21 protein-coding genes and 1 tRNA gene are annotated in these 24,258 nt (G+C 34.1%); 15 read left to right on the top strand and 7 right to left on the bottom strand.

The window, feature by feature from the left end; genetic code table 11:
* Nucleotides 1-4: 4 nt before the first annotated feature.
* The 4 genes from ACNC7R_RS01945 to ACNC7R_RS01930 form a co-directional block, all read right to left on the bottom strand.
* Nucleotides 5-2,275 carry a cation:proton antiporter gene (locus tag ACNC7R_RS01945; RefSeq protein ID WP_417939314.1) on the bottom strand — a complete coding sequence of 757 codons (2,271 nt, stop codon included), beginning with the start codon at nt 2,273-2,275 and terminating at the stop codon, nt 5-7.
* 110 nt (nt 2,276-2,385) lie between these two features.
* A complete protein-coding gene (locus ACNC7R_RS01940; RefSeq protein ID WP_417939313.1) occupies nt 2,386-3,105 on the bottom strand; it encodes a LytR/AlgR family response regulator transcription factor in 720 nt (239 codons plus the stop codon).
* Nucleotides 3,068-3,829 (bottom strand): sensor histidine kinase, encoded by a 762-nt coding sequence (locus ACNC7R_RS01935; protein ID WP_417939312.1) that lies wholly within the window; start codon nt 3,827-3,829, stop codon nt 3,068-3,070. Before ACNC7R_RS01935 ends, ACNC7R_RS01940 begins: the two co-directional genes overlap by 38 nt.
* Before the next feature lie 14 nt (nt 3,830-3,843).
* The gene (locus tag ACNC7R_RS01930) at nt 3,844-4,173 is read right to left on the bottom strand and encodes a DMT family transporter (RefSeq protein ID WP_417939311.1); all 330 of its coding nucleotides are present in this window, start codon (nt 4,171-4,173) and stop codon (nt 3,844-3,846) included.
* Nucleotides 4,174-4,353: 180 nt separating this feature from the next.
* Here ACNC7R_RS01930 and ACNC7R_RS01925 point away from each other — a divergent pair, with 180 nt between their 5' ends.
* The 3 genes from ACNC7R_RS01925 (at nt 4,354) to rpoN (ending at nt 10,598) form a co-directional block, all read left to right on the top strand.
* Entirely contained in the window at nt 4,354-6,720 is a 2,367-nt protein-coding gene (locus tag ACNC7R_RS01925; RefSeq protein WP_417939310.1) for an efflux RND transporter permease subunit, read from the top strand.
* Nucleotides 6,721-7,549: 829 nt separating this feature from the next.
* The gene (gene asnS, locus ACNC7R_RS01920; RefSeq protein ID WP_417939309.1) at nt 7,550-8,995 is read left to right on the top strand and encodes an asparagine--tRNA ligase; all 1,446 of its coding nucleotides are present in this window, start codon (nt 7,550-7,552) and stop codon (nt 8,993-8,995) included.
* A gap of 142 nt (nt 8,996-9,137) precedes the next feature.
* Nucleotides 9,138-10,598, top strand: coding sequence for an RNA polymerase factor sigma-54 (rpoN, locus tag ACNC7R_RS01915; RefSeq protein WP_417939308.1), 1,461 nt, complete (start codon nt 9,138-9,140; stop codon nt 10,596-10,598).
* Between the two features lie 337 nt (nt 10,599-10,935).
* Here the strand turns inward: rpoN and ACNC7R_RS01910 are convergent, their stop codons facing one another.
* Nucleotides 10,936-11,253, bottom strand: coding sequence for a hypothetical protein (locus ACNC7R_RS01910; protein ID WP_417939307.1), 318 nt, complete (start codon nt 11,251-11,253; stop codon nt 10,936-10,938).
* 291 nt (nt 11,254-11,544) lie between these two features.
* On the opposite strand from ACNC7R_RS01910, the gene ACNC7R_RS01905 reads away from it, so the two are divergent.
* Nucleotides 11,545-12,312, top strand: a complete 768-nt coding sequence (locus ACNC7R_RS01905; protein ID WP_417939306.1) for an amidohydrolase — start codon at nt 11,545-11,547, stop codon at nt 12,310-12,312.
* On the opposite strand, the gene ACNC7R_RS01900 is transcribed toward ACNC7R_RS01905, so the two are convergent.
* A complete protein-coding gene (locus ACNC7R_RS01900; RefSeq protein WP_417939305.1) occupies nt 12,309-14,003 on the bottom strand; it encodes an Ig-like domain-containing protein in 1,695 nt (564 codons plus the stop codon). The genes ACNC7R_RS01905 and ACNC7R_RS01900 overlap by 4 nt on opposite strands.
* Nucleotides 14,004-14,190: 187 nt before the next feature.
* On the opposite strand from ACNC7R_RS01900, the gene ACNC7R_RS01895 reads away from it, so the two are divergent.
* The 5 genes from ACNC7R_RS01895 to ACNC7R_RS01875 all read left to right on the top strand — a co-directional run bounded on the left by ACNC7R_RS01895 (nt 14,191) and on the right by ACNC7R_RS01875 (nt 18,517).
* Nucleotides 14,191-15,195 carry a hypothetical protein gene (locus ACNC7R_RS01895; RefSeq protein ID WP_417939304.1) on the top strand — a complete coding sequence of 335 codons (1,005 nt, stop codon included), beginning with the start codon at nt 14,191-14,193 and terminating at the stop codon, nt 15,193-15,195.
* Complete coding sequence (locus ACNC7R_RS01890; protein WP_417939303.1) at nt 15,155-17,512, top strand: hypothetical protein; 2,358 nt, start codon at nt 15,155-15,157, stop codon at nt 17,510-17,512. The genes ACNC7R_RS01895 and ACNC7R_RS01890 overlap by 41 nt, the downstream gene beginning before the upstream one ends.
* A 26-nt stretch (nt 17,513-17,538) precedes the next feature.
* Nucleotides 17,539-17,943, top strand: coding sequence for a methylmalonyl-CoA epimerase (mce, locus tag ACNC7R_RS01885; RefSeq protein ID WP_417939302.1), 405 nt, complete (start codon nt 17,539-17,541; stop codon nt 17,941-17,943).
* A 136-nt stretch (nt 17,944-18,079) separates the two neighbouring features.
* Nucleotides 18,080-18,153 (top strand) — tRNA-Ile (locus ACNC7R_RS01880).
* A gap of 157 nt (nt 18,154-18,310) precedes the next feature.
* Nucleotides 18,311-18,517: a hypothetical protein gene (locus tag ACNC7R_RS01875; protein ID WP_417939301.1), complete on the top strand. Its 207-nt coding sequence runs from the start codon at nt 18,311-18,313 to the stop codon at nt 18,515-18,517.
* A gap of 34 nt (nt 18,518-18,551) precedes the next feature.
* On the opposite strand, the gene ACNC7R_RS01870 is transcribed toward ACNC7R_RS01875, so the two are convergent.
* On the bottom strand, nt 18,552-19,142 hold the full coding sequence (locus tag ACNC7R_RS01870; protein ID WP_417939300.1) for a riboflavin synthase: 591 nt from the start codon (nt 19,140-19,142) through the stop codon (nt 18,552-18,554).
* A gap of 57 nt (nt 19,143-19,199) precedes the next feature.
* Between ACNC7R_RS01870 and pdxA the strand changes: the two genes are divergently transcribed.
* From pdxA to accC, 6 genes are all read left to right on the top strand, one after another.
* Nucleotides 19,200-20,249 (top strand): 4-hydroxythreonine-4-phosphate dehydrogenase PdxA, encoded by a 1,050-nt coding sequence (gene pdxA / locus ACNC7R_RS01865; protein ID WP_417939299.1) that lies wholly within the window; start codon nt 19,200-19,202, stop codon nt 20,247-20,249.
* A 106-nt stretch (nt 20,250-20,355) separates the two neighbouring features.
* Nucleotides 20,356-20,898, top strand: a complete 543-nt coding sequence (locus tag ACNC7R_RS01860; RefSeq protein WP_417939298.1) for a YceD family protein — start codon at nt 20,356-20,358, stop codon at nt 20,896-20,898.
* 9 nt (nt 20,899-20,907) lie between these two features.
* Entirely contained in the window at nt 20,908-21,102 is a 195-nt protein-coding gene (gene rpmF, locus ACNC7R_RS01855; RefSeq protein WP_008465217.1) for a 50S ribosomal protein L32, read from the top strand.
* 173 nt (nt 21,103-21,275) lie between these two features.
* Entirely contained in the window at nt 21,276-22,274 is a 999-nt protein-coding gene (locus tag ACNC7R_RS01850; RefSeq protein WP_417939297.1) for a beta-ketoacyl-ACP synthase III, read from the top strand.
* A gap of 23 nt (nt 22,275-22,297) precedes the next feature.
* Nucleotides 22,298-22,786: an acetyl-CoA carboxylase biotin carboxyl carrier protein gene (gene accB, locus ACNC7R_RS01845; RefSeq protein WP_417939296.1), complete on the top strand. Its 489-nt coding sequence runs from the start codon at nt 22,298-22,300 to the stop codon at nt 22,784-22,786.
* A gap of 99 nt (nt 22,787-22,885) precedes the next feature.
* Nucleotides 22,886-24,232 (top strand): acetyl-CoA carboxylase biotin carboxylase subunit, encoded by a 1,347-nt coding sequence (accC, locus tag ACNC7R_RS01840; RefSeq protein WP_417939295.1) that lies wholly within the window; start codon nt 22,886-22,888, stop codon nt 24,230-24,232.
* The last annotated feature ends 26 nt before the right edge of the window (nt 24,233-24,258 follow it).

Here is a 24,258-nt window from a genome sequence, read left to right as displayed (position 1 = left end):
ATCATTATGGTTTCAAAATCAAAACCGATGGTGTATTATTGAGCCAGATACTTTGAGATTCGATTAGTTTTTTCCAGCTGTCTAAACTTATGATCATTAAATTTTGAGTTTCCAGAAACTCTTTTTTAATAGTTCTGTTATGCATCATCATAATATGGTTTGGCGCTATCTGCTCAATTGAGCGAATACTTTCCTGCATGTTACGTCCACTCTTTACTTCACCACTGGCATCCAGAACCGTAATTTGCGATCCGTTATTGTTGATTAGTTTTTTGGCATAATCAATCAAAAAAGAATCTTCCTCACTAAAAATCGGCATAAAAATCCGATCTACTTCTTCTAAATCCTTGTCAATAAAAATACCCACTGCCATTTTAGTTTTGGAAATAATATGACGTGTTCTTTCATCAAAAGGAGAGTTTTCGAACAAACCTTCTTTTCCGGTAAACTTATCAATCAATCGATCAGGATTTACAATTCTTGAGGTAAACCCAAGGATTTTTCCTAGCAGAGTTCCTTCAAAAATAGATTGTCCTAAACCAATCAGCAACAAATCGTATTCTCCCTGATTTGCAACATCTATAATATCGGCATCTATATCATTTGTTACTTTAAAAACACTGACCATATTCTGGTTCAAACGCTCTGATTCTTCAATCACAGGAACAAGCATTTTGCGCTCATGATCCTTGACATCAAAAGAGTGAATTTCAGTACTCAGCGACAAATGCATTGCCGTAACAATTGAATTGTCAGTCTGTTTTTTCACTAAACTATTGGCAATCTGCAAAAGTTTTTTTCCTCGTTCAGGAGTCGCAAACGAGAGCAGGATTTTGTATTTGCTTTTATTCCCAATTTCCTGTGGAATTATTGTTGGCTTATCCTTAAAAATATAGCCAATAAAATCCAGGGCTGGTCCTGTCATAAAAGTAGTTACCAGAGCCATAATGACCATCATGGTAAAAATCTCAGTAGACAAAACCCCCAGGTCGTAGCCAATATTTAAAACGACCAGTTCCATTAATCCGCGTGTGTTCATCAAAGCTCCGATAGCCAAACTGTCCTTCCAGTTTTGACCGACAAATTTTGCAGCGAATGCACTTCCAAAAAATTTACCTGCAACGGCAACGGCAATAATTACTGCTGTAACTTTCCATAAATACGGATCATTTAGCAAACCAATCTGTGTACGTAAACCTGTAAATACAAAGAACAATGGTAGTAAAACGATAATCGAAACGTCTTCAACTTTTTCTATAAAAATGTTTCTGAATTTATTGTTCTCCGGCATAATTGCTCCTGCTAAAAATGCTCCAAATAAAGCATGAATTCCAATTAATTCTGATGCATAAGAAGAAAATAAAAGTGTTATAAAGAAAATAGCAACCACAGGTTTGTTCAGACTTTCACGCGTCGAATTTAAATCACCTACACGTTTCAGGAATGGACGAACTATTTTCAACATGATAATTACATATAAAATTGCCAATCCAATAACATATAATGCACTTGTAAACGATCCTGCTTTTACAATGGCAATTACAACTGCAAGTATACACCAGGCCGTAATATCATCGGCGGCGGCACAGGTGATGGCAATAGTTCCGAGTTTTGTTTTTTGCATGCCTCTTTCCTGAACGATTCTGGCTAAAACTGGAAAAGCAGTAATACTCATCGCAATTCCCATGAATAATCCGAAAGAAGAAAATGCTACTCCTTTCGGCGCAAAAATTCCATAAATGAAATAAGCCAGTGTTAATCCTAAAGCAAACGGAATCACAATACTGGCGTGACTGATTACCACAGATTCGTGTGCTTTATTTTTTAATACTTTTAAATCCAGCTCCATTCCTATCACGAACATAAAAAGTATCAAACCAATCTGACTTAGAAATTGCAGATTCCCTAAAGATGCTGCCGGAAACAAAGTAGCTGAGAATTCAGGAAAATACATCCCGACCAAAGAAGGACCTAAAACAATTCCGGCAATCATTTCTCCAATTACAGATGGCTGCCCAATTTTCCTGAAAATCCAGCCAAATAAGCGTGCTGCCAGGATAATCGTTATAATTTGTGCCAGCAAAATCGCCAGAGGATGCTGCAGGTTTTCAATCATCGAATGTAAAAAGTCATTCCAGTGATTGCTTTCCATTTTTTTCTGAATAATTCCGCGTCCTGCTTCAAGTGAAGCTCCTTTTAAAATCATCCAGTATATCAGACCGGTAAAACCACCAATGACTGTAACGTAGAATAAAGAATTTTTAATATTATTCATAACCCGCATTTTAAATTATGGGCAAATATCAGCACTGAAAATGTAGCGAAAAAGCAAATTTAGCCCTAATTTTCAATCTATGTAATAAGTCTGAAAAACTTTGTAATAAGTTAGATTTTGACCTTTTTTAAAAAGTCAGAACGATACGTTTCACTCAGCAAAAGTCTAGTGTTTTTATTATTTTCTTCTAAATGGTGCAGCACAATTTCGTTATGATTAAAGAATTTGATTGCTTTTACCGCAACAATTTCTTTTTTATTCACACGACAGAAATCGGCATCAGGCAACTCATTTAAAAGCGTATCAAATTTCACGTTCTTTAAATTCAAAAAACTTCCGTCTAACAAAAGAACTGTTTTATCACGGCTGTCGCTCACTGCAGTTTTGATATACTGAATCTGACTAAAATACAATAAGGTTTTTCCTTTATCTGTATTGAGCTGAATGAATTTTTTGGCTGCTTCAGGTTTATTGAACCGTTCAAAAGCTTTTGAGATTGCTTTTTGCAAACGTTCCAGTTTTACGGGCTTTGTAATATAATCTACAGCATCAATGTTAAAAGCATCTGCAGCATAATCTTTATAGGCCGTACAAAAAATCACGAGTTTATTCTGAATCATTTCAGCCAGATGCAATCCGTCTATTCCGGGCATTTCGATATCTGAAATCAACAAATCAAATTCGAGATCCGGAATTTCGGTCAATAGTTTTTCAGGATTATTAAACGTTTTTACGATTTCTACTTCTGGAATTTGTTCGCAAAGCATTTTCAGATACGTTAATCCCGGTAACTCATCGTCCAGAAGCAAGCATTTCAGTTTTGTATTCAAGTAAGTCTATTTTTAGATGGGCTATATAAATATCGTTTTCTGTAAACCTTTCGAGTTTAAAATTGTTCTTGTAGATAATTCTTAAACGGTGTTCTAAAGTTGTATTTCCTAAACCGCTTCGTTCCTTTTTCAGGACTTTCTTATCTGAAATTTTATTCGAAACTGTCATAAAGAAAGCATTGTCCTTAAACTCAAAAACAACCGAAATAAAGGCATCGGCACTTTGCAAATCGGCGTGTTTAAAGGCATTTTCAATTAAATCAATCGAAATTAACGGTGCCAGTAAAGGCTGCTCGTATAATTTATCCTCTTTATTAATGTTGGTTTTGATCTTCAGTTCAAAAAGCGGACTGATTTTTATTTTATTGATTTCGATAAGATTTAATGCAAAATCAATTTCTTCTTTGGCAGTGACAAATTTTTTCTTGCTTTCGTATAAAATATAATCCAGCACATTGGCCAGTTTATCCAAAGCAAAATAGGTCTGATACGCATGCGACTGAATCGAATTCAGAATATTCTTAAACAAATGCGGATTCAGTTTAGACTCTAAAGTTTCTAATTGCAGGTCATTTACTTTTCTTTCAAGCGCGTAGAAACTTTCTTCGGCATCTTGCATTGCTTTTTTAGACTGTATCAATTGATAAACTATAAAACCAATGATAGCAACTAGCAATAAAATAATTGCTAAAAGAATGAAAGTGATGGTATTGTTTTCCTGCATTGCTAAATTGCTTTTTAATGACTCGAAACAAACTTTAGCCCAATGATAGAAGCAATCAAAGTAGAAAGAAAAAATATCCTCCAGAAAGTGGCAGGTTCTTTAAAAATCAAGATCCCCACCAAGACTGTTCCCACTGCTCCAATTCCAGTCCAAACGGCATACGCTGTACCAATTGGCAAAACCTGAGTAGCTTTATAGAGCAGCATCATACTAATCGAAAGACAGATAAAAAAACCAATCATCCAATAGGTAGATGTTATTCCGGTTGTTTCTTTGGCTTTGCCCAAACAAGATGCAAAACCTACTTCAAAAAGCCCTGCTATAATTAGCAAAATCCAATTCATTTTTTTTCTTCTTTAAAATTATACTACAAAGATGAGAAAAGCCTGCATACAATTCACACCAAAATAGTAATTATCTAAATATTAGGTTTGTTAATTAATGTTAACAAATCGCAAAAACAATGTTCTTACTAAATGATTTTTAACACTTTTAACTACATTTGCATCCATTTTACAAATTTTATGAAAAACTCAATAAAAGTTGGTTTTTGGGAAAAATTAGCCCGAATCATACTTAAAAACAGAATTACAATTCTAATTATCCTTGCTGCTTTAACTATTTTCTTTGGTTTTCAATGGAGAAATCTTGCGATGACTTATACAGAAGCCAACCTGCTTCCTAAGGATCATATTGCCAATAAAGAGTATCAAAAATTCTTAGACAAGTTTGGCGAAGAAGGAAACCTGGTCGTTATTGGTTTTCAGGATAAAAACTTCTTTACTCCAAAAAATTATGCTGCATGGAATGAATTGATGACAGGCTTAAAAAAATCGAAAGAAGTTGATTTGGTAGTTTCTTTAAATGATTTGAAAAAATTGGAAAAAGACACTGTTAACGAAAAATTTGTGCTTTCTCCCTTTATCGATCAGAGTAAAGTTCTGGATCCTGATTATTTAAAAAGTATTCAGTACGATTTGTTTCATAATTTACCTTTTTACGAAGGACTTTTATTCAACAAAGAAAGCGGAAGCGTCCGATCTGCAGTTTACATCAACAAAAACCTTGTAAATACTGCCGGAAGAAAGACTTTTATTCTTGAAAATTTAGTTCCTAAAATTGACAAATTTGAAAAAACTACCGGTATTGACTTGAAAGTTTCCGGAATGCCGTACATCAGAACGATCAATGCAAATGATATGAAAGGTGAAATCGGATTGTTTATCGGCGCATCTTTATTGACCGTTTCTTTGATTTTCTTTTTCTTTTTCCGTTCATTCAGAGCTACGTTTATTTCGATTGTTATTTTAATTGTGGGCGTAACCTGGTCATTTGGAACACTGGGATTGTTTGGATACAAAATCACGATTTTAACTGCCATTATTCCGCCGCTGATTATCGTAATCGGAATCACGAACTGTATTTTCCTGATTAATAAATACCAGCAGGAAATTAAATTGCATAACAATCAGGCAAAAGCATTACAGCGTGTTATTGCAAAAATTGGACATTCTACTTTCATGACCAATTTAACAGCTGCAATTGGTTTTGCGACTTTAATGATTACAGGAAACGAATTGCTGTTTGAATTTGGATTAGTAACTTCTATCAATGTGCTTTCTGTTTATACACTGACACTTTTTATCGTGCCCATTATTTACAGTTTTATGCCATTGCCAAAAGCAAAACATTTATATCATTTAGACAAAACGTATATTTCGACACTTTTAAACGCCGTTATAACTATCGTTAAAGGCAAAAAAACAATCGTTTATTGCATTTATGCTGTTCTGTTTTTTGTGAGTCTGAATGGAGTCAGACAAATGAAAGTTTCGGGCAGTTTGATTGGCGAAATGCCCAAAAGCGCTTCTTTCTTTAAAGATATTTTATTTTACGAAAAAGAATTCAACGGAGTTATGCCGTTGGAAATCATGGTTGACACTAAAAAGAAAAAAGGTGTCATGAAGGCTTCGACAATTCGTAAAATGGATGAACTGCAAAATACCATTGCTGAAATTCCAGAACTAGCAAAACCGGTTTCTGTAGTGAATCTGGTTAAATATTCGAAACAGGCTTTCTACAACGGAAACCCAGAATATTACCAATTACCCACTTCGCAGGAGCAGACTTTTATTTTGAGTTATGCTAAAAATGCGACCAAAAACAGCAAAGAAAACTTAATGAAAGCATACGTTGATTCAACCGGACAATATGCGCGAATCACGACTTTCATGAAAGATATTGGAACAGATGAAATGGCGAAAGTAGAAGGAAAACTTCGCAAAAAAATCGATGAAATTTTCCCGAAAGAACGTTTTGAAGTTACGATTACAGGAAAAGCTTTGGTTTTCCAGAAGGGAACAACTTATCTGGCACATAACTTAATCGAATCATTGCTATTTGCAATTGCAACTATTGCATTTTTGATGTTGTATTTATTCCGTTCGTTCAAAATGGTAGCAGCTTCTTTGATTACGAATATTTTACCGCTTTGTATTACTTCTGGATTAATGGGTTATTTTGGCATTCCGTTAAAACCTTCTACAATTTTGGTATTCAGTATCGCTTTCGGAATCTCGGTTGATAATGCGATTCAGTTTATGGCGAAATACAAAGATGAACTGACTCAAAACAAAGGAAAAGTAAAAAAATCCGTTTTCAGCGCTTTAAGAGAAACCGGAGTCAGTACTTTCTATACTTCTATTGTTTTGATTTTAGGTTTTGCAACTTTCACTTTATCAAGTTTCAGCGGCACAATTGCTTTAGGAGGATTAATTTCCTGTACTTTGGTTTTTGCAATGTTTGCTAACTTGGTTGTATTGCCTTCATTGGTTTTAACATTTGAGAAAAAGAAGACGAGGAAAGAGGAATTGGAGAGTTTGGAGAAATAAGGTTTTTTGCCCCGAATTTCACTAATTCAAAAACATCGATCTTAGTGTCAAAGTTTAAAACTTTGACACTAAGATTAACCCCACAGTTTGTCATTTCGACGAAGGAGAAATCTCCGCAAGTAGCTCCGCATAGTGATTCCTAACTTTGTCGAGTTTCTAATAAAGATTTCTACTTTCGACGAAATGACAAAAAAAGAGAAACGACAAAATAATGGAGAGAAACATTACAATTATAATTTTTCTATTTCTGTTAAGTACAAATTGTCTAGCCGAAGGACAATATGGATTAGCTCGATTTATAACGTTTATCCACTTTATGTTTCTTTGTTTATCTATTTTTATTTATACAATGATTGGAGGAATTATAATAAAATTCATTTTACAGAAATCTAATCTTTTAGTAAAAAATCAAACTCGTAGAGCATTTTCTATTTCATTATTAATAGCAATTTTGTTTGCAATATTTTTTGAAAACGATTTTATATATTACTTATGGAATCAAATATAGTCTCCGAAAAGTTTGTCATTTCGACGAAGGAGAAATCTCACTCGAAACTCGACAACGATTGGCGACTTTCTTTACGGAATTACTAGTGAGATTCCTCGTTCCTCGGAATGACAACTGCACCTAAAGTGGTTCTCATGAAACCGAGTGCCCTAGCCCTGATAGGAGCGATATCCTTTTTCTTGTTCCTTTAGCAAGAAAAAGATATAGCGGATAGCAGGAAACAGCTTCAAAAATTAATTATTATCGTTTATATTTGCAATTCGATATAAAACACTGATTTTATATGAATGTAAAATCAGCAATCTAAAATCTAAAATTAAAATGAAACACACAAAGGTTAAAGACTTATTAAACAGTACGACGACGCTACAGGAAGTGAATGCAAAAGGATGGGTGAGAACTTTTAGAAATAATCAGTTCATCGCTTTAAATGACGGTTCTACAATTAATAATATACAATGTGTTGTTGATTTTGAAAATACACCGGAAGAGACTTTAAAAAGAATCACGACCGGAGCTTCGGTTTCAGTTTTTGGAACTTTGGTTGAAAGTAAAGGTGCGGGTCAGAAATACGAAATTCAGGTTTCTAAATTAGAAATTCTTGGAGATTCTGATGCGGAGAAATTCCCAATGCAGCCTAAAAAACACTCTTTAGAATTTTTACGTGAAAACGCTCACTTGCGCGTACGTACAAATGCTTTTGGAGCGATTATGCGTGTGCGTTCGGTATTGTCTTATGCCGTTCATAAATATTTTCAGGACAGAGGTTTCGTTTATGTAAACACACCAATCATTACCGGAGCTGATGCGGAAGGTGCTGGAGAAATGTTTCAGGTAACTTCATTGCCTTTGGATAATCTTCCAAAAAATGAAGAAGGAAACATTGATTTCAAAAAAGATTTCTTCGGAAAACATACCAACTTAACGGTTTCGGGACAATTAGAAGGAGAAACTTTCGCAATGGCTTTGGGTCAGATTTATACTTTTGGACCAACGTTTAGAGCAGAAAACTCAAATACTTCCCGTCACCTGGCAGAATTCTGGATGATAGAACCAGAAGTTGCTTTCAACGATTTGGACGACAACATGGATTTGGCAGAAGATTTTATTCAGTATGTCATTAAATATGCTTTGGATAATTGTGGAGATGATTTGAAGTTTTTAGAAGGAAGACTTCTTGAAGAAGAAAAATCAAAACCGCAGGCTGAAAGAAGCGAAATGGCGTTGTTAGAGAAATTGAACTTCGTTTTGGAGAATAACTTCAAACGTGTTTCTTATACTGAGGCAATTGACATTTTAAGAGATTCAACGCCAAATAAAAAGAAGAAATTCCAATATTTAATCAACGAATGGGGAGCTGATTTACAGTCAGAACACGAGCGTTATTTAGTTGAAAAACACTTTAAATGTCCGGTAATTTTATACGATTATCCAGCAAACATCAAAGCGTTTTACATGCGTTTGAATGACAACACAGAACCAGGAAAAGAAACAGTTCGCGCTATGGATATTCTTTTCCCTGGAATTGGAGAAATCGTGGGTGGTTCTGAAAGAGAAGAGCGTTACGATGTTCTGGTTGAGAAAATGGAAAAACTAGGAATTGACAAAGAAGAATTATACTGGTATTTAGACACCAGAAGATTTGGATCAGCAACTCACGCAGGTTTCGGTTTAGGTTTTGAGCGTTTGGTATTGTTTGTGACAGGAATGACAAACATTAGAGACGTAATTCCTTTTCCAAGAACTCCTGGAAGTGCTGAGTTTTAATCGATTTAGTTTAAAAAAGTTTCAGGTTTCAAGTTATTGGAACGTGAATTAAAATAATAAAATTTGTTTCAGGTTTCAAGTTTCAAGTTGTGGCACGTTCTTCAACCTGAAACTTGAAACTTGAAACTTTTAACAAAAACAAATGCTAAAGCAATTTTTAAATTTAAAATTATCCCAAAAATTATCTCCACAGCAAATTCAGCTGATGAAGTTAATTCAGTTGCCTACGCAAGCTTTTGAACAACGTTTATTGGAAGAAATGAACGAAAATCCGGCTTTAGAGGCAGGACAGGAAGACGAATACGAAGCAGATGAATTTGCTAATGAAGACTACGACGATTATGATGATGCAGAATCAGACAGAATCGAAGCGGAAGACATTAACATTGACGAGTACTTAAGTGACGACGATACGCCTGATTACAAAACTCAGGTTAATAATTATGGAGACGAAGAAGAACGTGAAACACCTTTTGCTTCACCAATAAGTTTTCATCAGGATTTGATCAATCAGCTGAATACTTTTATTTTGAATGATGAAGAGCGCGAAATCGCTGAATTCCTCGTTGGAAGTATTGATGATATGGGGTACATCCGCAGAAGCATTCCGGATATTGTTGACGATATGGCCTTTACCCAAGGAATTTATACAGATGAAGCCATGGTCGAAAAAATGCTGCATGTCATTCACGAACTCGAACCTTCAGGAGTTGGCGCACGTGATTTACAGGAGTGTCTTTTATTACAATTGAAGCACAAAACGCCAACTGAATATGTTGATCTGGCAATTGATATTATTGAGAATCAGTTTGATGCTTTCACCAAAAAACATTACGATAAACTTTTACAGAAATACAGCGTTTCCAACGAACAGCTTAAAAAAGCGATTCACGAAATTGAAAGATTAAACCCAAAACCGGGAGGATCTTACACAGGAAATAATAAAGTTACAGAAAATGTAGTTCCGGATTTTGCCATCAGAATTGTGGATGGTGAACTGGAGTTAACCTTAAACGGCCGAAATGCCCCTTCCCTGCACGTCTCTAAAGATTATCAGGAAATGATGCAAACGTATAAAGATTCACGGGATAAATCGGCAGCACAAAAAGATGCGGTTCAGTTTATCAAACAAAAACTGGATTCGGCTAAATGGTTTATCGATGCCATCAGACAACGTCAGGAAACACTCTTTGTAACCATGAATGCGATTATGCATTACCAGGAAGAATTTTTCTTAGATGGTGACGAAACCAAACTAAAACCCATGATCTTAAAAGATATTGCCGATATGGTTGGTTTGGATATATCGACTATTTCGCGTGTTGCCAACAGTAAATATGTTGAAACACCATACGGGACAAAACTAATTAAAGAGTTTTTCTCTGAAGCCATGAAAAACGACCAGGGAGAAGATGTTTCCACTTTGGAAATCAAAAAAATTCTTCAAAATACAATTGAGGAAGAAGACAAGAGAAAACCGCTTCCGGACGATCAATTGGCAGAAATATTAAAAGAAAAAGGGTATCCAATTGCAAGAAGAACAATTGCTAAATACCGTGAACAGCTGGATATTCCGGTTGCCAGAATGAGAAAAAAGATTTAGTATTTGCTTTGACACACAAAGACTAATTCATCTACATAACTTAAGTTCGTTAAGTGAATTCCAACAACTAACCGTCATTTACTTTTAGCAAGTTACGTGACGGTTTTTTCAGAAAAAAAACAATATGCTGTAAGGCTTCCCAAAATATTCATCATAAAATTGTTTGTGCTTCGATGTCCGGAGTGTTTGGTCTGACAAAAGTTCTCCTATTTCATTGCTGACCAAACGCAGTTTAAAGCCATAAACCAACCCATTGATAATTTTCCGCATTTTGCTAATCCTTTAAATACTTTTATGATGATGGATTCTTTGATTTCGGCATACTTTCAAAGCAGTACTATATCATAAAACAAATCGTGGTACATTTTCCTAAACACCTTTCTCTCAGGAAATAAATCCCTCCAATATCCACTAACAATCCCGTTGTACTACTATTTAAAATTTTATGCACTTCTAAGTGAAAACCAATCATTATGAAAATGTTTTCATAATCAAATAGTAAAGATGATCTGTTTCTCCTTTTTTTACCTTCTTGAAGTGTTTCGGGTTTTAATTTATGGATCAGCTGGTCAAAGTCTTTATAAAAATCATCATCTTTTACAAAAATATCCGTAATTTGGTCTTTTAAAACACAAGCAAGAATGCATTTAAACATTTAAATATCAAAAGCTTAACATACAAATCATTACTTCTTTATACTAATTGTTTTAGCAATTCTTATCCCGAGCTCAGTTTAAGTAACAAAAAGGTCTTCATATCGCTCTTTAATCTTATTTGGTTAAACATCGGAAATAAAATGTCAGAAAAATTATAGATGAGTCTTTTAAATAGTTTGTGCTTATTTTTTTATACAAATGAAAAAGTATTCAGACGAACTAAAACATGAAGTTATACTTAATAAACATCAATACTAAATTTACTTCTTAAAGATTAACAACATTGTATTATGAAAATCGCCCTTATTCAATCGAATCTTGTTTGGGAAAGTCCAAAGGATAACCTCACTAATTTCGAAACTAAAATAAACGAAATAAATGCTCCTTTTGATTTGATTGTGCTTCCTGAAATGTTTCCAACAGGCTTTACTATGAATGCTTCTAAAATGGCCGAAACAATGCAGGGAGAAATTGTTCTTTGGATGCAGACTTTAGCTAAAAATAAAAATTGTGCCGTTGCTGGAAGTTTAATTATTTCCGAAAACAAACAATACTATAATCGGTTTATGTTTGCTTTTCCATCAGGTGAAATTCAATATTATGACAAAAGACATTTATTTACCTTGGCTGGAGAAGATAAAGTATATACGGCAGGAACTAAAAAACAAATCGTTGAATACTTAGGCTGGAAGATCTGTCTGCAGGTTTGTTATGATTTACGTTTTCCTGTGTTTGTAAGAAATGTCGAAAATTATGATTTGATTTTATATGTTGCCAACTGGCCAAAAGTGCGAATAAACGCCTGGGATATCCTGCTCAAAGCCCGTGCAGTTGAAAACCTTAGTTACGTCATTGGGGTAAACAGAATAGGTTTTGATGCGAACAGTCATCAATATGACGGGCATTCTCAGGCTATTGATTTTCTTGGAAAGCCAATTTTAGAACCTCAGGAAAATGAAGGTGTTTTTATAGTTGAATTAGATAAAAACAGCATGTTGGAAACCCGAAAAAAAATGAATTTCCTGAATGATAAAGATCTGTTTGAAATACAGGGTTAAAAAGCTGTTTTCTTTTTCTTTTTTTCTGCATTTAATTTTGCCTGTTCCTTCTTTTTCGCCAGTTCAGGACTATATGGAATATTTAAATCTATAGATTCAATTTTATCCCAGTTTGCATGCAGGTCAATTTCTTCCTGATAATAAAACACCTCTTCTGAGTATCTTTTTTCTAAATAGTTTCCGGGGTCATACATTTTATTTTTATTATCATCATAAATAACCCTCACAGAATACATAGCAGGTTCTAAAAGCAAAAACTCAAAATTAGTTTTGCTTTCAGAATAATCGCTGGCAAGTACAACGTCTCCTTTTTTGTTAGTTAATTCAACGATAATCGGGAAACGTTTTACATTTTTTAAATTCAGTGTAAGATTTCCGTATTCTTCTATTTCGCGTGTATTCAGTTTATATGATAAGGTGTCATTAGATTTTTCATAAAAATCGGTCAATGCACCGGGTAAAAACGTAACATTATATTTTTGTGCCGGTTCTTTTTTAAAATCGATATACAGTTTTTGCTCAAACTCATTATATTCTGTTTTGTAATCTACAGCTGCAGAATCTTTGTTGACTAATTTAATTTTTGACTTGTCGAAGCTAACAAGCGGTGTTGCTGTTTCTAGGGTAAACCTGTCTCTAAAATGTATGATTCCGTTTTGCACAGCAGTAATATTCAGGGTGTCTTTTTTCTGGTTTTTGATTCTGAGACTAAACTTTTTATTATAATCATCCTTACTTACTTCCAGTGATAAAGAATCGGCTTTTATAGGTTTATACCAAACTTGCAGTGAATCCTTTTTGGGAAATTGTGTTATAATGGTTTCTAAAACTTCAGTATTGTTTCTGAGTACAATTTTGGGTTTTGAATCTTTATTAAAGTTTTGTTTTCCTTCATACGGAAGCAATAGTCGGTTTCCTGATGCCTGTAACGGTTTAAAAGCTTTTAAAGGAACTTGCTCTTTAAATAACTCAAGTTCGTAAACAGTATCGTTTGGAATCGTTATAGGTTGTTTGATAAATCCAATTTTATCGTCTTTCGGATTAAATTTATTGTTGTTCCCTTTATCTTTTAAAGCTACCAAAAGGTATTTACCGGCTTTTAAATTTTCTAATCTAAAAACGGTTAGACTGTCTAAAGTGTTGGTAATATATCGGGGATTTTCTTTATAAATGACAGAATCTTTAAATTTGTCATTCACTTCATAAAGCATCACTGTGACAAAATTATCGGCAGTTTTATTATACGAATCCTTAATTCTTCCATTTAAAGCAAGAGAATCAATATAAGTTCCCGTAGAGAAAACATATTTGAATTGATTATACGGATTTCCTTCATTATTATCTGCAATACTTTGTCCGAAATTAAAACTATACGTGGTGTTAGGCTGCAAAGTGTCCAGAATTTTTATATTGATAAATTTGCTGGCATTGGTAGGCGTAATAATAGGCTGATTTTTCATTGGCGGAGAAATAATCAACTGTTTATTGGCATTTTTAAGCTTTACATATTCATCAAATGTCAGAGTGATTTCGTCTGCTTTAAAATTGGTGCTGAAATTTTCAGGAGAACTTGATCTTAAAACAGGACCAAGTGTGTCTTTTAAGCCGCCGGTTATGCTGCCGCGCTTAGCGCAACTCATCATTAAAAATACCAATAAAAAAGTAAAATATTTTAAGCTGTTTTTCAACATAACGATTCGTGATTTAATTGCACAAAATAACAATTATATTTGCTTTAATTGAAATTTTTTATCGTTTTATTGGGTTTTGGATTTTTAAATAAAATGGTTTTTATATTTAATAAAAGTTATCGTTTCAAATTCCCAAACGGGATATAATTTCTTACATTTGATTTCAATTTAATTTAATTTACAGGTTTTGAAGAAGACTTTCTTTTTAATATTACTTTTCTTTTTGTTTATTTCGTGTAATGATACTACCAAACCAATTATTTCTTTTTACTATTGGAAAACAATTTTTAAATTATCAGAAAAAGAAAAAGAAACTCTTCTTGAGAATAATGTCCGTAAAATTTATATCCGTTATTTCGATATCGATTTACATCCAAAAGATTCGAGTCCTATTCCTTTAACACCCATTCGCTTTAATGAAAAGACAAATAGTTTTGACATTGTGCCCGTGGTGTATATCAAAAATAAAGTGATGCTGAAACCCAATCTTGATGTTAAAGATTTGGCACAAAAAACGTTTAAGCTCATCAACGATATCAATTCTAAAAATAATATTAATAGTAAAGAGATTCAGGTTGACTGCGACTGGACACTTTCAAGCAAGGACAATTATTTGAAATTTATTGAGTTATTTAAAAAGCTTTCGCAAAAGAAAATTTCAGCAACAATACGATTGCACCAGATAAAATATTTCAGGAAAACCAAAATACCAAATGTAGATTCAGGTGTTTTGATGTATTATAATATGGGTACTATTGCTCCGGATTCACTGAATTCTGTTTATGATAAAAAAATTGCCGATCGTTATCTGAAAAGTTTAAAAAAATATCCGCTGCACCTTGATTTTGCCCTGCCGGTTTATTCCTGGGCCGTTCATATTAGAAATCAAAAAGTAGTGGGATTACGTTCAAAGCGCAATGTAAATGAACTTAAAAAAGATAAAAATTTGGAACAAATAAGTGCTGTTTTTTTTAAAGTAAAACAGGCTAATTATAAAAACGGCATATTTTATGAAGAAAATGATCTGTTAAAAATAGAAGCCATTTCCTCAGAAGACTTAATTGAAATGGCAGAAGATTTGAATAACAATAGCCCTCAAAAACCAAATGAAATTATTTTTTACGACTTAGACGAATTCAATTTAAAAAACTATGAAAAGAATATTTTTAAGCAAGTTGTTTCTTGTTTCTAGCGCTTCCTTATTATTTGTTTATGGAATTATTTATGCCTGTGCTGGTGGAGACGACTGGGATTTTTTTGGCTACAATTCGAATTTTACGCCAGAGACTTTTGCAGATAAATCTTATTCTCCGCTTTTTTTAGCGGGAGATGTTTTTTATGGTGTCGGATTTGATACTGAACATAATTCACGCTTCAATGAAAACATAAAATCGGATTGGGCTAGCTATCTTAAAGGAATTGTAGATGCCACGACTGTGAATTATTTTTTAATTGGAGATGATAAGCCGCGGTATTATTCAGACGAAAAAAGCACAATAAAAAATAAGGAAGAAGTTACACAGCTTCATGTGTATTATAAAAATAAAAAAGACAATGCTGCTTCTGTAAAATGGAGTAAAAAAATGAGTCTTAAAGATAATAAGGTAAAAAGCTTTATTGAGTTTTTGTATTTGGCGCAAAAAATTGAAACTGTATCGATTGGTGGAGATTACTGGAGTTATGATCCCGTTGTGGCCAAAACTTTTGATGACCTGAAAATGATTCAGTCCATAGAAAATGTTTACAATACTACTTCAGATCCGTTTTTGAAAAACAGGTACTGGTTTCTGACTATGAAAGCCAGGTTTTATAGCTCTGACAAGAAAACGGCGATTGATTTTTTTAATAAAACAGAAAATTCAGTTCCTAAAAACACGCTGTATTATCGTGCGTTGTCTTATGTAGCAGGAATCTATTATAAACAGAAAAAATATGCGCTTTCTAATTATTTGTATGCCCGGGTTTTTGATAAATGCCCTGAACTGCGAATTGTGACGGCTTATAGTTTTCATCCAAAAAATGATGGCGACTGGATTAAATCATTGGCAATGGCAAAAACCAATAAGGAGAAAGCCGCTCTCTGGGCAATACATGGTTATTACAAAGACGAAAAACAAGCCATTGAAAAAATCTACGAACTGGATTCTAAAAGTGAACACCTGAATTATCTGGCAACAAGGCTGGTCAATAATCAGGAACAGGCTATCAATAATTCTTTTCAGCAGAATGCAGGTGAAAATGCACCCATGAAAAGTCAGACTGTAGCAGAAAATAAAACAGAAAATCAGGCTAAAATAGATAAGACTGCTTTCGGTTTAGTCGAAAAAATTGCAGCGGCAGGAAATACAGACAGGCCTTATTTATGGGATTTGTCCCTGGGATATCTGCAGACCTTAAAAGGAGATTACGCAAATGCAGATAAAAGTTTTGATAAAGCTGCAAAGACGCTTCCAAAAACTGAATTGGCAGGAATGCAGTTGCGCCTGCTTCGTTTTGTGAATAATCTGAGTAAAATAGATAAGCTTACTGATAAAAATGAAAAAACAATTTTAGCTGATTTGAACTGGCTTTACAATGAACTTCCAAAGACTTATAAAGGACAGGAGTTTCGTTATCAAAATGCCTCTTCATGGAGCAGAAGTTATTTGTCAGCACTTTATAAAAGTAAAGCTGACCCTGTTATGGCGGAGATATTTGGTGAATCACGTTACAGCTATTGGAACGACGGAAATTCTTTTTATGATAACGAAAAAAATCTACTGGATGTAAAGGCATTTTTATCTAAACCGAATAAAACCGGAATTGAGAAAATTGGGGCAGAAATCTATAGTTTAAAACTAAAAGACATCAATAATTTCCAGGCTGTTCAGGCAACTTTCAAGAATAAAATTTCAGAAGCTATTGGATTTATGCAACAAACAGACTCTGTTCAGTATCAGACTTTTTTAGGAAATCCGTTTAACGGAAACATTAAAGACTGCCATGACTGTGATCACGTTGCTTATCAAAAAAAGAAATACAGCTACCTTGATTTTTTAAATACAATAAAAATAATGCAGGAAAAACTGGCTCAAAAAGAGGATGTTTACACCAATAGTTTATTGCTTGGAAATGCATTTTACAACATTACCCATTTTGGTAACGGAAGAACTTTTTATGAAATAACGATAATAGGTTACGGATCAAGTCCGTATTCTTTCAGAGATTCGATGAAAGAAATGATAACCAATTGTGATGTTTCAAAAATGTATTACCAAAAAGCATTTGAAGCAGCTATAACCAAAGAGCAGAAAGCAAAATGTATGTATTTAATATCAAAATGTGAGCGCAATCAATATTACAACAATAAGTATAACAAGGTTAACAGCTGGTGGGAAATCCAGGACGATAAAATTAATTTCATCGCCTGGAACGGATTTAAAATATTGAAAAAAGAGTATTCGGATACAAAATATTATCAGGATGTAATTGCTGAATGTGGCTATTTCAATACATATGTGAATCAATAAATTACATCTTTAAATCTACAAAGTTTATGGTAAATAAAATTGAACACATAGGAATTGCGGTAAAGAATATCAATGATGCTACTATTTTGTTTGAAAAACTATTAGGTGTTCCGTCGTATAAAACGGAAACGGTAGAAACAGAAAGTGTGGTAACTTCTTTTTTTCAGACAGGAACCAACAAAATTGAACTTTTAATGGCTACTGACCCCGAAAGTCCAATTGCAAAGTTTCTGGAGAAAAAAGGAGAAGGAATTCATCATATCGCTTTTGATGTAGATGATATAGAAACTGAAGTAATCCGATTAAAAAAGGAAGGTTTTGTTTTGATAAACGAGCATCCAAGGCTTGGAGCAGACAATAAAATCGTTGTTTTTTTACACCCTAAAAGTACAAACGGTGTTTTAATCGAGCTTTGTCAGGAAATCAGGTAGTTTTGGCGTTTTAATAATTACCTGATAATCAATTTCATTCAAAATAAGATTTGTTAATATTGAAATTAAGTACAAATGAGAGTGTAAAATATTTGGAACGAATAAAAAATAGTAGTAATATTGCAAACTCTTAACCGGTCCTATAGCTCAGCTGGTTAGAGCACCTGACTCATAATCAGGTGGTCCTTGGTTCGAGCCCAAGTGGGACCACAATTTAAAAAGCTTCATAATTTTTTATGAAGCTTTTTTATACCATAGTTTTTTTGAATAAAAAACAATATATTTGTGGCGGATTTTATAAAGAGCCACGCTTTAAAAGTCTCTAAATCAAATTTAAGCAAACTAAGATTAAACTATTTCGTTTTCTATGAAAGTATTAAATAAAAGCCTCACTGTTTTTTTTATATTATTTGGTGCATTGAATGCTTTTGCACAGCCTGGTCCACCTGACGGTCCTGAGACACCGCCTTCACCAATCGATGGTGTTGGTCTTTTGATATTGGGGTTTGCTGCAATTTCATTTGGAATATATGTAATATATAAACATAAATTAAAAACAAAAGCTTCAGTGTAAAACTGAAGCTTTTGTTTTGTAAAGAAATTTGTTTTTATTGGCTGATGGAGTAAAGTCTTGCAATATACTTTCCTACCACGTCAAATTCTAAATTTACTTTTGTGCCGGTTTTAAAATTTTTGAAATTTGTATTTTCAAAAGTGTACGGTATTATGGAAACGCTAAATTCGTTTGTTTTAGAATTTACTACTGTTAAGCTGACCCCGTTTACTGTTATAGAGCCTTTTTCAATAGTGATATTGTTTAGGTTTTTATCGTATTCAAAAGTGTAATTCCTGCTTCCGTTAGCCTCTTCAATTTTTACACACGTTCCAGTTTGATCCACATGACCCTGTACAATATGGCCATCAAGTCGATCACCAAGTTTCATCCCTCTCTCCAGATTAACAACATCACCAGCTTTCCAGTCTCCGATGTTGGTTTTTAAAATAGTTTCCTCAATTGCCGTAACGGTATAAAAAGTGTCTTTTATCGATACAACCGTAAGACAGATTCCATTATGGGATACACTTTGGTCGATTTTTAATTCGTTTGCAATGGATGAATCAACCGTTATATGAAGGTTGTTTTGATCTTTTTTTATTTCCTGAATCCTTCCTAAGGTTTCTATAATTCCTGTGAACATTATGGGTTTTATTTACTAAATTTGCACATCAAAATTAGTAATAAATAATTGGAGGTCATGAATAAAAAAGCAGAAAATATAATTGTTGGAATTTCGATTGGAGATTTAAACGGTATTGGAAGCGAAGTTATATTAAAAACATTCGAAGATTCCCGCATGCTGGAATTATGTACACCGGTTATTTTTGCAAATGCCAAAATACTTTCTTTCGTAAAAAAGAGTTTCACATCTACTGTTCAGTTCCATGGAGTTGACAAGCTTGATCAGATTATTCCCGGAAAACTTAATGTTTTTAATCTTTGGAGAGAAAGTATTGAAATAAATCTAGGTACAAACGATGAAAAAACAGGAAAGTATGCTATAAAATCTTTTATGGCTGCCACTAAAGCATTAAAAGATCAAGAGATTGATGTTTTGGTGACAGCACCTATAAACAAATACAATATACAGTCAGAAGATTTTAAATTTCCGGGACATACGGATTATCTTGATCAGGAACTAGAAGGCAATGCGTTAATGATGATGGTTCATGATAAACTAAGAGTTGGATTACTAACGGATCATATCCCCTTAAATGAAGTTTCTTCTCATTTGACTGAAGAATTAATTACAAGAAAAATTGAAACTATCCGAAAATCCTTAATTCAGGATTTTAGTATTGTAAAACCTAAAATTGCAGTATTGAGTCTGAATCCGCATGCTGGTGATGGAGGTGTAATAGGAAAAGAAGACGATTTAGTTTTAAAACCTGTATTGAAGAAAATATTTGATAACGGAACTATGGTTTTCGGCCCTTTTTCTGCGGATGGTTTTTTCGGTAGTGGGCAGCATGAAAAATATGACGCAGTTGTAGCAACATATCACGACCAGGGATTGATACCTTTTAAAACATTATCATTTGGAAAAGGAGTTAATTATTCCGCAGGACTTAACAGGGTAAGAACCTCGCCGGATCACGGTACTGCTTATGATATTGCAGGAAAAGATATTGCGGATTATAATTCTTTCAAAGAGGCTGTTTATCTTGCAATTGACATTTTTCGTTCACGTAATCAGTATGAGGAGATTACAGCAAAACCTTTAAAAATAAAAGAAAAACAGTTATAAACAAAAAAAGGTGAATAAGATTATTAGTTTTATAATAATTTTATATCTTTGCACCCCAATTCAGGTGTCTGGGTTTTAGATCCTAATTGTACAAATTGATGTTAAAATGAGCAAAACAAAAGAATTTTTAATTCCTTTCGTGGGATTAAAGCTAGGGAAACACCATTTTGAATATCAAATAAATAAGAAGTTCTTTGAGGACTTTGATTATAATGAGTTTCAAAATTCGGATATCAAAGTCACTTTAGTTTTAGATAAAAAGAGCAATATGCTGGAGTTGGATTTTAAGCATAAAGGAACAGTAAATGTGCCTTGTGATCTGACCAGTGAAGATTTTGATTTACCTGTAAAAGGAAAGATGAAACTGATTGTTCGTTTTGGAGAAGAATTTAACGATGATAATGAAGAGTTGTTAATTCTCCCTCATGGTGAATTTGAAATAGATGTGGCACAATACATTTATGAAATGATTGCATTGTCAATTCCTCAAAAGAGGATTCATCCGGGTGTAAAAGACGGAACTTTACAGACAGAAGCTTTAAGAAAACTAAATGAGTTAAAAGTTAAGGAACAAAAGAAAGAGAGTAAACAAGAAGAAGATATTGACCCGCGTTGGGAAAAATTAAAAAAACTATTAACGGATAAATAATATAGTAAAATGGCACATCCTAAGAGAAAAACCTCGAAAACAAGAAGAGATAAGAGAAGAACACATTATAAAGCTACTGTAGCTCAAATCGCTACATGTCCTATTACAGGTGAGGCACATTTATACCACAGAGCTTACTGGCATGAAGGTAAAATGTACTACAGAGGGCAAGTTGTTATCGATAAATCTGAAGCGGTTGCTTAATACGTTTTTGTAAATGATACTGGAACTCTCACTATGTGAGAGTTTTTTTTGTTGGATACAACTTTCTTTTTTAAAGAAATTTACGACAATACGTTTAGATTTTTTTTTGTAATTTTCAAGTCTTTTAAAAATTTTTCAAATACCCTGTATTTGAGAGGAAATAATAGAATATAATGAATACAATCACAGCCGCAATTACCGCTGTTGGAGGATACGTTCCTGACTTTGTACTTTCTAACAAAGTACTAGAAACAATGGTTGATACCAATGATGAATGGATCACTACCCGTACGGGGATAAAAGAAAGAAGAATACTTAAAGATGCTGATAAGGGAACTTCTTATCTTGCTATAAAAGCAGCACAAGATTTAATAGCAAAAGCCAATATTGATCCGTTGGAAATTGATATGGTGATAATGGCAACAGCTACACCGGATATGATGGTGGCTGCTACAGGCGTATATGTTGCCACAGAAATCGGTGCAACTAATGCATTTGCTTACGATTTACAAGCGGCTTGTTCAAGTTTTTTATACGGAATGTCTACTGCAGCTGCTTATGTACAATCAGGACGTTATAAAAAAGTACTTTTAATTGGTGCTGATAAAATGTCATCAATTGTAGATTACACAGACAGATCTACCTGTATTATTTTTGGAGATGGAGCCGGAGCGGTTTTATTCGAACCAAATTACGAAGGTCTGGGACTACAAGACGAATATTTACGAAGTGATGGTATTGGACGCGATTTTCTTAAAATTCCTGCAGGAGGATCTTTGATTCCTGCTTCTGAAGAGACCATAAAAAACAGACAACACAATATCATGCAGGATGGCAAAACAGTATTTAAATATGCTGTTACCAATATGGCTGATGCCAGTGAATTAATTTTACAAAGAAACAAGCTGACAAAAGAAGATGTGAACTGGTTAGTACCACATCAGGCAAACAGACGTATTATTGATGCTACTGCCAGCAGATTAGACCTTGAAGATTCTAAAGTACTTGTAAATATCGAAAGATACGGAAATACAACTTCCGGAACATTACCATTAGTACTTGCTGACTTTGAGAACAAGTTCAAAAAAGGAGATAATGTTATTTTTGCCGCTTTTGGTGGTGGATTCACCTGGGGATCTATTTACTTAAAATGGGCTTACGATACGAAATAAATTAAAACTAAAAACGAATCATTATGGATTTAAAAGAAATTCAAAACCTAATCAAATTTGTAGCAAATTCGGGAGTTGCAGAGGTGAAGTTAGAAATGGATGATGTGAAAATCACTATCAGAACAACTTTAGAAACAAATGTGACTGAAGCCACTTATGTACAACAATTGCCAGCTCAGGCAGCATTGCCACAAGCAGTGGCTCCTCAGCAAACTGCTCCTGTTGTCGTAAACGTAAATAGTGAGGCGGCCGCTCCTGCTGAAAATTCTAAATTCGTTACTATAAAATCTCCAATCATCGGAACATTCTACAGGAAACCATCTCCGGATAAACCAGTTTTCACTGAAGTAGGAAGTACAATCGCTAAAGGTGATGTTCTTTGCGTAATTGAAGCAATGAAATTGTTCAACGAAATTGAATCAGAAGTTTCAGGTAAAATTGTAAAAATTCTTGTTGACGATATGTCTCCTGTAGAATTTGACCAGCCTTTGTTCTTAGTTGATCCATCTTAATTTTAGATGGTTAGATCGTTAGATTTTAGACTTTTTTTAAAAGCGCTTGAAATCTAATAATCCAATTGTCTAATTATCTAATTATCTAATTTTAAAAAGATGTTTAAAAAAATATTAATTGCGAATAGAGGCGAAATTGCACTACGTGTAATTCGCACATGTAAGGAAATGGGAATCAAGACTGTAGCGGTTTATTCTACAGCCGATGCGGAAAGCTTACATGTTAAGTTTGCAGACGAAGCGGTTTGTATTGGCCCTCCTCCAAGTAACTTATCGTATTTAAAAATGTCAAACATTATTGCTGCTGCAGAAATTACAAATGCAGATGCAATACACCCAGGATATGGTTTCCTTTCGGAAAATGCTAAATTCTCTAAAATTTGTCAGGAACACGGAATCAAATTCATTGGAGCTTCTCCAGAAATGATCGAAAAAATGGGTGACAAAGCAACTGCTAAAGCCACAATGAAAGCTGCAGGAGTGCCTTGTGTTCCAGGATCAGATGGTATTTTAGAGTCTTTCGATCAGGCAAAAAAGGTAGCAAAAGAAATTGGTTATCCAGTTATGATGAAAGCTACAGCCGGTGGTGGTGGAAAAGGAATGCGTGCGATCTGGAAAGAAGAGGAACTTGAAAAAGCCTGGGAAAGTGCACGTATGGAGGCTGCCGCTGCCTTTGGAAACGACGGTATGTACATGGAAAAACTAATCGAAGAGCCACGTCATATCGAAATTCAGGTTGTTGGAGATTCTTATGGAAAAGCATGTCACCTTTCTGAAAGAGACTGTTCTGTTCAGCGTCGCCACCAAAAACTTACTGAAGAAACACCTTCTCCGTTCATGACAGATGACTTACGTACAAGAATGGGGGAAGCTGCTGTAAAAGCAGCTGAATTCATTAAATATGAAGGAGCCGGAACAGTAGAATTTTTAGTGGATAAACACAGAAATTTCTATTTCATGGAAATGAATACGCGTATTCAGGTAGAACATCCAATTACTGAACAGGTTATTGATTATGATTTGATTCGCGAACAGATCATGGTTGCTGCCGGAATTCCGATTTCAGGAAAAAATTATTTACCGGAATTACACGCTATAGAATGCCGTATTAATGCCGAAGATCCATTTAATGATTTTCGCCCTTCACCAGGAAAAATCACTACACTTCATATGCCGGGAGGACATGGAGTACGTTTAGATACACACGTTTACTCTGGTTACAGCATTCCGCCAAATTACGATTCTATGATCGCGAAGCTTATTACAACAGCGCAGTCCCGTGAAGAAGCTATCAGTAAAATGAGAAGAGCACTTGACGAATTTGTAATCGAAGGTGTTAAAACTACGATACCTTTCCACAGACAATTAATGGATGATCCAAAATACATCGCAGGAGATTATACGACTGCTTTCATGGATACTTTCAAAATGAATAGTCCGGAATAAACAATATTAAACCTCATTGAAAAATG

This window comes from Flavobacterium adiutor (assembly GCF_048282555.1).
In the GTDB taxonomy this organism is placed as follows: domain Bacteria; phylum Bacteroidota; class Bacteroidia; order Flavobacteriales; family Flavobacteriaceae; genus Flavobacterium.
Note: the sequence above shows the minus strand (reverse complement) of the source record. Positions and strands in the feature narration are given on the sequence as shown.

What these genes read in the sequence shown, in the direction of transcription:
- ACNC7R_RS01945 (WP_417939314.1), bottom strand. Translation starts at nt 2,275, where the DNA reads ATGAATAATATTAAAAATTCTTTATTCTACGTTACAGTCATTGGTGGT.
- ACNC7R_RS01935 (WP_417939312.1), bottom strand. Translation starts at nt 3,829, where the DNA reads ATGCAGGAAAACAATACCATCACTTTCATTCTTTTAGCAATTATTTTA.
- ACNC7R_RS01930 (WP_417939311.1), bottom strand. Translation starts at nt 4,173, where the DNA reads ATGAATTGGATTTTGCTAATTATAGCAGGGCTTTTTGAAGTAGGTTTT.
- ACNC7R_RS01925 (WP_417939310.1), top strand. Translation starts at nt 4,354, where the DNA reads ATGAAAAACTCAATAAAAGTTGGTTTTTGGGAAAAATTAGCCCGAATC.
- asnS (WP_417939309.1), top strand. Translation starts at nt 7,550, where the DNA reads ATGAAACACACAAAGGTTAAAGACTTATTAAACAGTACGACGACGCTA.
- rpoN (WP_417939308.1), top strand. Translation starts at nt 9,138, where the DNA reads ATGCTAAAGCAATTTTTAAATTTAAAATTATCCCAAAAATTATCTCCA.
- ACNC7R_RS01910 (WP_417939307.1), bottom strand. Translation starts at nt 11,253, where the DNA reads ATGTTTAAATGCATTCTTGCTTGTGTTTTAAAAGACCAAATTACGGAT.
- ACNC7R_RS01905 (WP_417939306.1), top strand. Translation starts at nt 11,545, where the DNA reads ATGAAAATCGCCCTTATTCAATCGAATCTTGTTTGGGAAAGTCCAAAG.
- ACNC7R_RS01900 (WP_417939305.1), bottom strand. Translation starts at nt 14,003, where the DNA reads ATGTTGAAAAACAGCTTAAAATATTTTACTTTTTTATTGGTATTTTTA.
- ACNC7R_RS01890 (WP_417939303.1), top strand. Translation starts at nt 15,155, where the DNA reads ATGAAAAGAATATTTTTAAGCAAGTTGTTTCTTGTTTCTAGCGCTTCC.
- mce (WP_417939302.1), top strand. Translation starts at nt 17,539, where the DNA reads ATGGTAAATAAAATTGAACACATAGGAATTGCGGTAAAGAATATCAAT.
- ACNC7R_RS01875 (WP_417939301.1), top strand. Translation starts at nt 18,311, where the DNA reads ATGAAAGTATTAAATAAAAGCCTCACTGTTTTTTTTATATTATTTGGT.
- ACNC7R_RS01870 (WP_417939300.1), bottom strand. Translation starts at nt 19,142, where the DNA reads ATGTTCACAGGAATTATAGAAACCTTAGGAAGGATTCAGGAAATAAAA.
- pdxA (WP_417939299.1), top strand. Translation starts at nt 19,200, where the DNA reads ATGAATAAAAAAGCAGAAAATATAATTGTTGGAATTTCGATTGGAGAT.
- ACNC7R_RS01860 (WP_417939298.1), top strand. Translation starts at nt 20,356, where the DNA reads ATGAGCAAAACAAAAGAATTTTTAATTCCTTTCGTGGGATTAAAGCTA.
- rpmF (WP_008465217.1), top strand. Translation starts at nt 20,908, where the DNA reads ATGGCACATCCTAAGAGAAAAACCTCGAAAACAAGAAGAGATAAGAGA.
- ACNC7R_RS01850 (WP_417939297.1), top strand. Translation starts at nt 21,276, where the DNA reads ATGAATACAATCACAGCCGCAATTACCGCTGTTGGAGGATACGTTCCT.
- accB (WP_417939296.1), top strand. Translation starts at nt 22,298, where the DNA reads ATGGATTTAAAAGAAATTCAAAACCTAATCAAATTTGTAGCAAATTCG.
- accC (WP_417939295.1), top strand. Translation starts at nt 22,886, where the DNA reads ATGTTTAAAAAAATATTAATTGCGAATAGAGGCGAAATTGCACTACGT.